This is a genomic window from Roseateles sp. GW821-FHT09H11 (assembly GCF_059415845.1).
On record NZ_JBWKOA010000005.1, the window covers coordinates 346394 to 359640 of the forward strand.

The following is a 13247-nucleotide window of genomic DNA, read 5'->3' on the forward strand; positions in this document are numbered from 1 at the left end:
TCGCTCCTGAATTCCTGAATCTTCGATGCGGTGACGATCAGGCCTTGGCCTTGGCGGCGGGCGCCTTGGCTTGGGCAATCGTGGCGGCGGTTTCCTTGGCGGCACCCATCTCGCCCAAGGCGCGGCGGTACTCGTTCGGGAACACCTTGACGAACTTGGCGCGAGATTCGGCCCAGTGGTCCAGGATGTCCCGCGCACGCTGGCTACCGGTCCAGCGGTGATGGTCCTCGATCAGCTTCTTGAGGAGCGCCTCGTCGGTGCGGGCCTGCCCGTCGCCGAGCTTGTGCCAGAGCGCCTTGTCCATCGTGGCCTCCTGCTCATGCGCGGGCAGCAGCTTGTCCAGGGACACCATGCTGGTGTTGCAGCGCTTGGCGAATTGACCGTCCTCGTCGAAGACGTACGCGAGCCCTCCGCTCATGCCGGCGGCGAAGTTGCGACCGGTCCGACCCAGCACGACCGCAGTACCACCGGTCATGTATTCGCACCCGTGGTCGCCCGTGCCTTCGACGACCGCCGTCGCGCCAGACAGGCGCACCGCGAAGCGTTCCCCGGCGACACCACGGAAGAAGGCCTCGCCCTTGGTCGCGCCGTACAGCACGGTGTTGCCGACGATGATGTTCTTCGTCGCATCGCCGCGGAAGTCGATCGACGGCCGCACCACGATACGACCGCCAGACAAGCCCTTGCCGGTGTAGTCGTTGGCGTCGCCGATCAGGTAGAAGGTGATGCCCGGCGCAAGGAAGGCGCCAAAGCTCTGACCACCCGTGCCTTCCATCTGGATGAAGATGGTCTGGTCGTCGAGTCCTTCGGGACGGCGGCGGATCAGCTCGCCCGACAACATGGCGCCAACGGTGCGGCGCACGTTGGTCACCTCCTGCATGAAGCGCACCTTCTCGCCCTTGTCGAACGCGGGCAGGCACTTCTCGATCAGCTTGACGTCCAGCGCGCGATCCAGTCCATGGTCTTGCTGGTCGTTGTGCAGGCGGGCCACGTCAGCCGACAGTTCCGGACGGTGGAAGACGCGGGTGAAATCCAGGCCCTTGGCCTTCCAGTGGCTGATGCCCTTCTTCGTGTCGAGCAGGTCGGCGCGGCCGATCAGGTCGTCGAACTTGCGGATGCCCAGCTGCGCCATGATCTGGCGCGCCTCTTCCGCGACGAAGAAGAAGTAGTTCACCACGTGCTCGGGCTTGCCGCTGAACTTCTTGCGCAGCACCGGATCCTGCGTCGCGACGCCCACCGGGCACGTATTCAGGTGGCACTTGCGCATCATGATGCAGCCCTCGACGACCAGCGGCGCCGTCGCGAAGCCGAATTCGTCCGCACCCAGCAAAGCGCCGATGACGACGTCACGGCCGGTCTTCATCTGACCGTCAGCCTGCACGCGGACGCGGCCACGCAGGCGGTTCAGCACCAATGTCTGCTGCGCCTCCGCCAGCCCCAACTCCCACGGCGTGCCGCAGTGCTTGATCGAGCTCCACGGCGAAGCGCCGGTCCCGCCGTCGTGCCCCGCGATCACGATGTGGTCCGCCTTGGCCTTCGCCACGCCGGTCGCAATCGTGCCGACGCCTACTTCGGACACCAGCTTTACCGAGACGTCGGCACGCGGATTGACGTTCTTCAGATCGTGGATCAGCTGCGCCAGATCCTCGATCGAATAGATGTCATGGTGCGGCGGCGGCGAGATCAGACCCACGCCAGGCACCGAATGGCGCAGGAAGCCGATGTAGTCGGTAACCTTGCCGCCAGGCAGTTGACCGCCCTCGCCGGGCTTGGCGCCTTGCGCCATCTTGATCTGGATCTGGTCGGCGCTGACCAGGTACTCCGTCGTGACGCCGAAGCGGCCCGACGCGACCTGCTTGATGCGCGAGCGCATCGAATCGCCGTCCTGCAGTTCGTAGTCGGCCTCGACCACCTTGCTGCCAACGACGTCCGACATCTTCGTGCCGGCCGTGATCTTGATGCCCTTGAGCTCGTTGCGGTAACGCGCCGGATCCTCGCCGCCTTCGCCAGTATTGCTCTTGCCGCCGATGCGATTCATTGCGACTGCCAGCGTCGCGTGTGCTTCGGTGGAAATCGAACCCAGCGACATCGCGCCGGTGGCAAAGCGCTTGACGATGTCGGCGGCGGATTCGACCTCCTCCAGCGGAATCGCCTGGCCAGGATCGAACTTGAACTCGAACAGGCCGCGCAGCGTCATGTGACGCTTGCTCTGGTCGTTGATCAGTTGAGCGTATTCCTTGTACGTGTCGAACTTGCCCGAACGCGTGCTGTGCTGCAGCTTGGCGATGGCGTCGGGGCTCCACATGTGCTCCTCGCCGCGGGCGCGCCACGCGTACTCGCCGCCAGCGTCGAGCATGTGCTCCAGGACCGGGTCATCGCCGAAGGCAGCGCGGTGCAGGCGCAACGCCTCTTCCGCGACCTCGAAAACGCCGATGCCGCCGACCTGGGTCGGCGTGCCCCGGAAGTACTTGGCGACGAGATCGGCCTTCAGACCGATGGCCTCGAAGATCTGCGCGCCGCAATAGGACATGTAGGTCGAAATGCCCATCTTGGACATGATCTTCGACAGCCCTTTGCCCACCGCCTTGATGTAGTTGTAGACCGCCTTGTCGGCCGACAGCGAGGCCGGAAGTTCCGACGTCATCGCCTGCAGCGTTTCCAATGCCAGGTAGGGGTGGACCGCTTCGGCGCCGAAGCCGGCCAACACGGCGAAGTGATGCACTTCGCGCGCGGTGCCGGTCTCGACGACCAGACCCGCCGTCGTGCGCAGGCCCTCGCGTACCAGATGATGGTGGACGGCCGACAGCGCGAGCAGCGCGGGGATGGCGACCCGGTTCGCGCTCAGGTGGCGGTCCGTGATGATCAGGATGTTGTGTCCACTCTTGATCGCATCGACGGTCTCGGCGCACAGCGACGCGAGTTGCGCCTCGACGCCTTCGCGCCCCCAGTCCAGCGGGTAGGTGATGTCGAGTTCGTAAGGCTTGAACTTGCCGTTGGTGTGATGCTCGATCGCGCGCAGGCGAGCCATCGACTCGAAGTCCAGCACGGGTTGCGTGACCTCGAGCCGCATCGGCGGGTTCACCGCGTTGATGTCGAGCAGATTGGGCTTCGGGCCGATGAAGCTGTTCAGCGACATCACGATCGCCTCGCGGATCGGATCGATCGGAGGGTTGGTGACCTGTGCGAACAGCTGCTTGAAGTAGTTGTAGAGCGGCTTGTTCTTGTCGGAGAGCACGGCCAGCGGGCTGTCGTTGCCCATCGAGCCGATGCCTTCCTCGCCGTTCGCGGCCATCGGCGCGAGCAGGAACTTGATGTCTTCCTGCGTGAAGCCGAAAGCCTGCTGGCGGTCCAGGAGGGAGGCAGGGAAAACGGGCGCGGTGACCTCCGGCGCCGGGATCTCGTCGAGCTTGACGCGGACGTTCTCGATCCACTGGCGATACGGACGAGCGTTGGCGTACTGGGTCTTGAGTTCCTCGTCGTCGATGATGCGCCCCTGCTCCAGGTCGATCAGGAACATCTTGCCCGGCTGCAGCCGCCACTTCTTGACGACGCGCGATTCGGGAATCGGCAGGACGCCGGATTCCGACGCCAGGACCACGAGATCATCGTCGGTGACCCAGTAGCGGGCCGGGCGCAGGCCGTTGCGGTCCAGTGCGGCGCAGACCTGGCGGCCATCGGTGAAGACCATCGCGGCCGGACCGTCCCACGGTTCCATCATCGCGGCGTGGTACTCGTAGAACGCGCGGCGGCGTTCGTCCATCCACTCGTGTTGCTCCCAGGCTTCGGGGATCATCATCATCGCCGCGTGCGCGAGCGGGTACCCCGACATCGTCAACAACTCGATGGCGTTGTCAAAGGTAGCCGTGTCGGACTGGTGCTCAAAGCTGATCGGATACAGCTTCTTGAGGTCGTCGCCCAGCACGGGGGACTTCATGACGCCCTCGCGGGCGCGCATCCAGTTGAAATTGCCCTTGACGGTATTGATCTCCCCGTTGTGAGCGACCATCCGGTACGGATGCGCCAGTGGCCACTCGGGGAAAGTGTTGGTCGAGAAACGCTGGTGCACCAGCGCGATCGCGCTGACAACGCGCGGATCGGCCAGGTCCTGGTAGTACTTCCCGACCTGGTCGGCCAGCAGCAGGCCCTTGTAGATGACGGTGCGGCAGCTCATCGACGGCACGTAGTACTCGCGGCTGTGCGTCAGCTTGAGCGCCTGGATCGCGCTGGAGGCGGTCTTGCGGATCACGTACAGCTTCCGCTCGAGCGCGTCGGGGACGATGATGTCCGGACCGCGACCGATGAAGATCTGCCGGATGATCGGCTCCTTCTCGCGCACGGTGGGCGACATCGGCATGTCGCGATCCACCGGCACATCGCGCCAGCCGATCAGCACCTGACCCTCGGCCTTGATGGCGCGCGCCAGTTCCTGCTCGCAGGCCAGGCGCGACGCATGTTCCTTCGGCAGGAAGATCATGCCGACGCCGTATTCGCCAGGCGGGGGCAAAGTGACACCTTGCTTGGCCATCTCCGCGCGATAGAACTCGTCCGGGATCTGGATCAGGATGCCAGCACCGTCGCCCATCAGCTTGTCCGCGCCGACCGCGCCGCGGTGGTCCAGGTTTTCCAGAATCTTCAGACCCTGCTGGACGATGTGGTGCGCCTTCTGGCCCTTGATGTGAGCGACAAATCCCAGACCACAGGCGTCCTTCTCATTGGCGCCGTCGTAGAGGCCGTGTGCGGCAAGCTCGCGGATCTCATTGGTGGACGGCCCGCTGGCCGGCATCGTTGCCGGGCTCGTGATACTAGACGACGGTTGCGCGGTGCGCGGATCTTGAGCTGCCGACATCGGTGGCCTCCTGAACTCGAAAACGAAACCCGCGCAGATTAAGACGCGTACCGCAAGGGCACAAGCACAACTAAACGGGGTCAGTATCGATTAAATGGATGCGTGGCGAATTGGCGCCTGTTAATTGGGGACAGATCACGGGAAGAGTCAAATTGTCCTCGGTGTCTTCTCCTTGCGAGGTCGACCACGGGGGCGCGGGCTCATCGGTCGGGCACTGATCTCGCCAAGCGTCTGCAGGAAACGTGCCGAGCCAAGCGGCCAACCCTTCAGCGCCGAATCGATCAGCTTCTGGCGCTCCGTCTCGGACTCTCCCTCCTCCAGCCAGCGACGCCAAGCCAGTTCGCGCTCGAACGGCGTGTTCCCGAGCGCCCAGAACCCCGGCGCATCTGTGATGAGCGGATCACGCCGTTGACCGAGATGGTGCGCGGCCGACGACCAGACGAACTCGCCGGGATCCCCACTCAGGCCGGCGCGCTGCGGGTTCAGCTCGATGCTGCGCATGACGGCCAGCAAGTAGCTGTCGGCCTCCAGCGGTGCGGCGCGGAAACGCCCCTCCCAGAGCGTGCCCAGGCGACCATGGCGCAGATTGAAAGCGCTCACGTAACGCCGCCCCAGCGCCTGCATCATTCGACTCAGGCCGTCGTCCGAGGAGGGCGTGGCCAGCAGGTGGAGATGGTTCGGCATCACGACGTACGCGTGAATGGCAACCCGGTGAGTGGCGGCGCTGTCCTGCAGCGCAGCAAGCAAGGCCTTTCGGTCCTCGTCGTCGACGACGATGGGCTGCAGGTTATGCCCGCGGTGGATCAGATGATGCAGATGGCCGGCGAGCGCCAGCCGTGGGAGTCTTGCCATGAGGGGGACAGCAGTAATCTGTCCCCAATTATGCTGGGATCAACTTCTTCCCGGTCAGCCGCTCGTGTTCCTTGATTGCAAAGCGGTCGGTCATTCCCGCGATGTAGTCCGAGCAGGCGCGGGCATGGTCTTCGGCGTCAGCGAAATCCGCAGGCAGGTGTCCCGCATCTGAGAGGTAAAGCTGAAAGAGTTCCCGCAGCACCTGCTCGGCGCGGTCGCGCTGCTGCTGCACCATGGGATGGCGATAGAGGTTGGCAAACAGGAATCGCTTGAGCTCGGTGCTCGCGTGACGCATCTCCGGGCTGAAACGCACCAGCGGCCCCTTGGTGCGCGCGTCTTCAGCATCGACTGGATCAGCCACCTCGATCGCGGTGCGGGTAGCGTCAATGATGTCGTAGACCTGCTGCGACAGCATGCGGCGGATGGTCTCCGCCAGAAGCCGTTTCCCCACGAGCCCCGGGTATGCGGCCAAGGTCTCGCGCAGGTAACGATGGACCAGTGGCACCTGCTCCAGCTGCTCCAGCGTCACCAGTCCCGATCGCACGCCGTCATCGACGTCGTGGGCGTTGTAGGCAACCTCGTCCGCAAGGTTGCAGAGTTGCGCCTCCAGGCTCGGTTGCCCGCCGCGAAGGAAGCGAGCCGCGACACCGCCGGGCTCGCGATCCTCGATGCGCTGGGCGTCGCGCTTGCTGCAATGCTTGAGAATGCCCTCGCGGCTCTCGAAACTGAGGTTGAGCCCGTCGAATGCCGGGTAGCGCTGCTCGAGCTTGTCGACGACTCGAAGCGATTGCAGGTTGTGCTCGAAGCCGCCGTGCGCCTTCATGCAGTCGTCCAGCACGTCCTGCCCGGCATGCCCGAAAGGCGTATGCCCGAGGTCGTGCGCGAGCGCGATGGTCTCGACGAGGTCTTCGTCCAATGCCAGGCTGCGCGCGATCGATCGCCCCAACTGCGCGACTTCGAGCGAATGTGTCAGCCGCGTGCGGAACAGGTCGCCTTCATGATTGAGGAAGACCTGGGTCTTGTAGACCAGCCGGCGGAACGCCGTGCTGTGAACGATGCGGTCGCGATCGCGCTGGAACTCGCTGCGCGTCGGCGCGGACACCTCGACGTGCCGTCGACCGCGGCTGCGCGCGGGATCGGAGGCAAAGGGCGCGCGCAGCATCATCATCGTCGGTTCAAGCCTTCAACGCGGCCCTGTCTCAGTGTGAGCGGCGATCACCTCGGCCACGAGCACATCGGACGCACCCCTCATGCCCGCCTTGCCAAGGCTCTCGATCACGACAAAGCGGATCTCGCCACCCTCGTTCTTCTTGTCGACACGCATGAGATCCAGCCAGCGTTCGATCGGCATCCGGGGGGCCTTCACCGGCAGGTGCGCCAGCTCGATCAGCCGCGTCATCCGGTCGACGAACGACGCCGGCATCAGCCCCAGCCGGGCCGACAACTCGGAGGCCAACACCATGCCGCAACCCACCCCTTCGCCGTGCAACCATGCACCGTAACCGAGGCCGGTCTCGATCGCATGGCCGAAGGTGTGGCCGAAATTGAGGATGGCACGCAGGCCGGCCTCGCGCTCATCCTGTCCGACCACCCACGCCTTGATCTCGCAGCTGCGCTTCACTGCATAAGCGAGCGCTGACTTGTCACGGGCCAGCAGGGCGTCCAGGTTGTCCTCGATCCACTCGAGGAAGGACACATCGGCGATAGGTCCGTACTTGATGATCTCGGCGAGACCAGCCGAGAGTTCGCGCTCCGGCAGCGTATCAAGCGTGTCCAGATCAGCGACAACACGGACCGGCTGATAGAACGCGCCGACCATGTTCTTGCCGCGCGGATGATTGATCGCCGTCTTGCCGCCGACGGATGAGTCCACCTGCGCCAGCAAGGTCGTCGGTACCTGCACGAACGGCACGCCGCGCATGTAGATCGCGGCCGCAAAGCCGGTCAGGTCGCCAACCACGCCACCACCCAGTGCGAACAGTACCGTCTTACGGTCGGCCGCGCCGGCCAGCAGATGGTCGATGACTGCGTCGAGCGACTCCCAGCTCTTGTGCTGTTCTCCGTCCGGCAGGATGACCGTCTCGACACGCGAGTAATGGGGTGCGAGCTGTCGCTGGAGGCGTTCGAGGTACAGCGGCGCAACCACGTCGTTGGTGACGATCAGCGCAGCGGAGGCATGCGGCAAGCCGGACCAGGACGACGAAGCGTCGAAGAGACCCGAGCCGATGAGGATGTCGTAGCGCCGGTCGTCGAGGTCGATGGCGACGGTGGATGTGGGATCAGGAGCCGGAGCGGTCATTCCCGGAAGTGTACGGGGCCTCGCTCGCCCCCACGGTGGCCGCGACCCGCGCTGGATCGATCAACCCCGCCAACTCCAGCTGCATCAGGATCATGTTCGCCAAGCCATGCACCGATGGACGACTCGATTCGAGCACGAAATGCGCACAACGCCGGTAGAGCGGATCGCGCTGCGCATAGAGTTCGCGCAACTTCGCCAGTGGATTGGCCACCTGCAGCAGGGGGCGCTGGGTATCGTGCCTCAGACGTCTGAAGAGTTCTTCAGGTGACGAGCGAAGGTACACGACTGTCGAATGCGCCTTGAGTCGATCGCGATTGATCTCGCGCAGCACCGCGCCGCCGCCAGTCGCCAGGATGAGCTCCTGGCCACTGTTCGCGCCGTCGAGCAGTCGCGCGATGGTGCGCGATTCGAGGTCCCGAAACGACGCTTCGCCCTCACGGGCGAAGTAGTCCTTGATCGACTCGCCGCCGAGATCCTTTTCGATCTCGGCGTCGGAGTCGACGTAGGCGATATCAAGCTGCCTGGCCAGCAGACGGCCGACGGTGGATTTGCCACCGCCGGGCATGCCGACCAGTGAGATCACCAACGTCAACTGCGGGAGCCTTGCGTCAGGTCAGTCAGCATTCAGGCAGTACGCGCCGTCTGCCGTCACGCGACGACGTCCGTACGGGCTGACCAAGAAGGCTGGCGACGTCGTGTTGGTCAGATCTTCCGCCACATAAGCCAGTGTGCCGCTGAAGCTCGCCGGCGGGCTCAGCACACCGAAAGCCGAGGCAGTCAACGTGTAGTTCACCCAAGTGGCGAGGCTGCGTGGGTATTCGAGCACCAGCACGGCTTGGCCGTTGACGTCGGTCCGCGTCGAACCGGTCATCACCACCGACGCGTCCGACTTACGAGGATCCAATTGACCGTTGCCATTGCGGTCCTCAGTCCCGTCGATCAGACCATTGCGGTTCGAGTCCTCGTTCAGGCACGAGGGACCGGTGCCGACCTGTGTGTTGCCCACCGTGGTCTCGTAATAGAACGGCGACCACAGGTTGTTGGCACGCACCCAGAAGCCCTTGTTGTAGCTCGTCAGGTCGAGAGACGGGGTGATCTGTACGTCCCCCTTGGGCTGACCGGCCGCGTCGACCACGAGGACAACGAACTGACGGCGGTAGGTCAATGGATTGGTGACATCCAGCGCCGAGTTCGTGCCGATCGAGATCGACAGCGGGTCGGACACCACCGTGAGGGTCGTCAGGACTTGGTTCGGGCAGGCGCCTACAGCGAAGTCGTTGTAGTCCCAGCAAGCACGGATAGTCACGCCGCTGGTCGGGCTCGGACGGTTGCCCGGGCTGTAGTTGGTCGTCGCGACGCCGGCGGCATCGGTGTAAACCAGTTGAGTGCCCGAACCGATGCTTCCGCCAATGCTGTTCACGTCGCCATTGAGGTCGAAACGCACGCGGACATTCTTCACCGGGGCATTGTTCGCGGCCAGGAAGATCGCCCGCAATTCAGCACGGTTGTTGGTTGAATCGGTGTTCACGCTGACCACCGTTGGGCTGGCAGAAAGCGACGAAGACACCACCGCTGCACCCGCCGGAGGCACCGTCGACGACGCACTGGGCACCGTCACCGTGGTGATCATCGACACACCACCCGCCGTGGCCGTGAAGTCGATCGGACCTGGCGTGGTCGGCGCGGTATAGATGTACGAATAGGCACCGTTCGCGTCCGTCTGGCCGGTGACCGTGGTGAAGCCCGGCGCCGTCACCGTGACCGCCTGGAAGGTCATCGGATTCTGGTTGACGTCGCTCAGGCGATAGTCGATCTTGTTGCCGGTCGATCCCGCAGCCGGCTGCTGCGGCACTGCCGAGCTCACCAGCTTGGCACCCAGCACCTGGAACGTGGCCGTGCGCGACAACGTGCCGCTGCTGGCGCTGACAGTGATCAAGCGATTGGACTTGTCGGCGCCGCTGTTGACCGTCGCCGTCGCCTGGCCAGAGGCGTTCGTCGTGCCGTTGAGCACCGTGAGGGTAGCGCCGCTATTGACTTCGAACTTGAAGGCAATCCCCGGCACAACATTGCGCTGCGCATCGACGGCCGTGACGGTCGCCGTGACTTTGTCGCTGCCAGTGTTGCCGATGCTGATCTTGTCCAGGACCAGCGTCATATCCGCAAGCTGCGGCGTCGACGACGTCGGGGTGACCACATTGACCGTGACCGTGCGCGTAACGGTGCCACTCGTGGCCGTGACCGTCAGTACGCGATTGCTGGTGTTGGCACCGACAGAGATCTGGGCCGTCAATTGGCCCGACGTGGTGTCGGTGGTGCCGCCGGGCGAGACAAAGGCCGTACCCGCCGGGTCCGCGATCGCCAGCGTCACCGGCGAGCCGCCGATGGCGCTGCGGTTGGCATCGAGCGTCGTCACCGTGAGCGTGGAGTTCAAGCTCCCATCATTCGGGATGGACTGCGCGCTCAGGGTCATCGACAGGTCGGCGACCTTGCCGCCGGTGAGACTGTCCACGACGTTGAAGGCCGCTGTCTGCTTGATCGTGCCCGACACTGCCGTGATGGTGATCGTGCGGTTCGTACGATCGGCGCCCATGGCGGCCGTCGCATGCAGCACGCCAGTGCCGTCCGTCTTGGTGCCCGCAGGCGTGATGATGCCGTTGGCATCAATGGCAAAGCCGACCGGCACGTTGGCGACTGCAGCGCCATTGGCATCGGTCGAGGTCACCTTGACGTCGACCACCGTGGTGCCGCTATTGTTGACTGTCGTCTTGTCCAGCTCGACCACCAGCTTGGCTGCGGTCGGCGTGACGCCGCCACCGCCGCTGCCACCGCCGTTGACCGGCGTGCCGGCATCACCGCCGCCGCCGCCACAGGCGGTCAGCGCGCCGGCCACCAGGGCCCCCAGCGCCGCGGTGCGGATCCACCGGGCGTACTTCGCGAATGTCGTCATTTGATTGCTACTCCAGCCAAGCCGTACGCGTCGACGCGCACGGCCACTCCCTGTTGTTCGGATCGCCCCCGTTGCGGCTTCGGCCTCAGCGGGCCGTCACCCGATCGCTGACCACCTTCGGGGTGATGAAGATCAGCAGTTCCGTTTTAGCAGTGCTTCGCGACCGATTCTTGAACAGGTTGCCCAGCAGCGGAATATCGCCCAGGTAAGGCACCTTGTTCTCGCTCTCCAGGTCTTCCTGCGTATAGATGCCGCCGATCACGACCGTGCCGCCGTTCTCGACCAGCACCAGCGTCTGCACATGCTTGTTGTTGATGGCATAACCCTGCGGGGTCAGCGTGCCGCGACTATCCTTGTTCACGTCCACCGTCAGGATCACGTTGCCTTCCGGCGTGATCTGCGGCGTGACTTCCAACTTCAGCACGGCCTTCTTGAAGGTGATCGACGTGGCACCGCTGGAGGTGGACTGCTGGTACGGGATTTCCTCGCCCTGCTCGATCAACGCTTTGGTCTGGTCCGCCGTCACGACACGCGGGCTGGACACCACCTTGCCGCGACCGTCGGCCTCCAGCGCGGAGATCTCCAGGTTGAGGAAGCGGTTCGCGGTGGCGCTGAACAGTGACAGCGCGAAGTTCGCGGCCGTTGCGCCTCCGAAGGCGTCCCCGGCGACGTTGGCGGGCAGGTTCACGAACTGCGAATCGGTGTAGCTGACCGGCGAACCGACCTGGCCGGTCTGCGCGCCCACGGCACTGTAGTTGCCACCGATGGTCACGTAGTTGCTGCCGCCGACCTTGTAGCCGGGGATACCGCCCTGCTGACCGCGCAAGTCAGTCGCACCGAGCTTGACGCCCAGAGCGCGGCCGAACTTGTCATCGGCTTCGACAATGCGCGCCTCAATGAGCACCTGACGGACCGGGATATCGATCTTGGCGATCAGCGCCTGAATCTCCTCGAGCTTGGAAGGGATGTCCGACACGAACAGCTGGTTCGTACGCGTCTCCCAGATCACGCTGCCGCGCGGCGACAGAATGCGCGAGGTCTGGGTATTGCCGCCGCTGCCCTGGTTGTTCTGGCCGGTCAGGCCCTTGGCGACTTCCTCAGCCTTCGTGTAGTTCATCTGGAACGACTGCGTGCGCAGCGGCTCCAGTTGGGCGACCGCCTGCTTGGCTTCCAGTTCGGCCTTTTCCTTGTTGGCCAGCTCTTCCTTCGGCGCAATCCACAGCACGTTGCCGGATTTGCGCATGCCCAGGCCCTTGGCTTGCAGGATGATGTCCAGCGCCTGGTCCCATGGCACGTCCTTCAGGCGCAGCGTCACGTTGCCGGTCACGGTGTCGCTGGTGACGACGTTGAAGTTGGTGAAGTCGGCGATGACCTGCAGCAACGCCCGCACATCGATGTTCTGGAAGTTCAGGCTCAGCTTGTCGCCGGCGTAGCCGGGACCTTGCGTCAGCTTGTTCGGGTCGACCTTCTGCGGACGCACTTCAAGCACGAACTGGTTGTCGCTCTGATAGGCGCTGTGCTCCCAGATGCCCTTCGGCGTCACGACCAGGCGCACGCGATCGCCTTGCTGCGTGGCAGTGATCGATTGCACCGGCGTGCCGAAATCGGTCACGTCCAGCTTGCGGCGCAGGCGTTCCGGCAGCGTGCTGCGCAAGAACTCCACGACCAGGTTCTGCCCCTGCTGCTGGATGTCCACGCCGACCTGGCTGCTGGGCAGGTTCACGACGACGCGACCCGCGCCGTCGTTGCCGCGGCGGAAATCGATGTCCTGCAAGCCCTGTGCAGCGGCATTCTGGCTCGGAGCGAAGTGCACCGGCTCCGTCGCAGCCGTCGTGGCGGCAGTGGCGGTGGTTGCCGCGGCCGGCGCGCCATCCAGGAAGATCAGCAGCGAGTTGTCCTGCAACTGGGCGCGATAAGTGCTCGCCTGACGCAGGTTCAGCACGACGCGGGAGCGATCCCCCGCCTGCGCCACGTTGGCCGAACGCATGTTGCCGGAATTGATTTCGACCGCGTTGCGACCTAGCCCGTTCGACACACCGGGAAGGTCCAGCGCGATGCGCGGCGGCACCTGCACGGCGAAGCCACGCGGCACTTCGGTCAGCGGCTGCGCCAGTTCGATGCGGACGATGTCCGTACCGGCCTGCTGCGTCGCACTGATCGACCGGATCATGTTCTGCGCCCAGGCTTGTGCCGGCAACAGGACCGCCAGTCCCACTGCGCAGGCCAGCGCTTTCCAGCGCTTGACGCGCCCTTCTCGTTCCCTCGTACGGACGCTCATCGAAGCGTTCTCCACAACAGTGTTC

General features: G+C 64.5%; 7 protein-coding genes. All 7 read right to left on the reverse strand.

The window, feature by feature from the left end:
• Positions 1-37: 37 nt before the first annotated feature.
• The 7 genes from AC07PR_RS18550 to AC07PR_RS18580 all read right to left on the reverse strand — a co-directional run bounded on the left by AC07PR_RS18550 (position 38) and on the right by AC07PR_RS18580 (position 13222).
• Entirely contained in the window at positions 38-4783 is a 4746-nt protein-coding gene (locus tag AC07PR_RS18550) for a glutamate synthase-related protein (RefSeq protein WP_495136271.1), read from the reverse strand.
• Positions 4784-4993: 210 nt separating this feature from the next.
• The gene (locus tag AC07PR_RS18555; protein WP_495136149.1) at positions 4994-5698 is read right to left on the reverse strand and encodes a transposase; all 705 of its coding nucleotides are present in this window, start codon (positions 5696-5698) and stop codon (positions 4994-4996) included.
• Positions 5699-5726: 28 nt separating this feature from the next.
• Positions 5727-6860, reverse strand: coding sequence for a deoxyguanosinetriphosphate triphosphohydrolase (locus AC07PR_RS18560; protein ID WP_495136272.1), 1134 nt, complete (start codon positions 6858-6860; stop codon positions 5727-5729).
• A gap of 21 nt (positions 6861-6881) precedes the next feature.
• Complete coding sequence (gene aroB, locus AC07PR_RS18565) at positions 6882-7997, reverse strand: 3-dehydroquinate synthase (RefSeq protein WP_495136150.1); 1116 nt, start codon at positions 7995-7997, stop codon at positions 6882-6884.
• On the reverse strand, positions 7978-8583 hold the full coding sequence (locus tag AC07PR_RS18570; RefSeq protein ID WP_495136273.1) for a shikimate kinase: 606 nt from the start codon (positions 8581-8583) through the stop codon (positions 7978-7980). Before AC07PR_RS18570 ends, aroB begins: the two co-directional genes overlap by 20 nt.
• Before the next feature lie 27 nt (positions 8584-8610).
• Positions 8611-10944 carry an Ig-like domain-containing protein gene (locus AC07PR_RS18575; protein WP_495136151.1) on the reverse strand — a complete coding sequence of 778 codons (2334 nt, stop codon included), beginning with the start codon at positions 10942-10944 and terminating at the stop codon, positions 8611-8613.
• A gap of 85 nt (positions 10945-11029) precedes the next feature.
• Positions 11030-13222, reverse strand: coding sequence for a type IV pilus secretin PilQ (locus AC07PR_RS18580; RefSeq protein ID WP_495136274.1), 2193 nt, complete (start codon positions 13220-13222; stop codon positions 11030-11032).
• Positions 13223-13247: the final 25 nt, after the last annotated feature.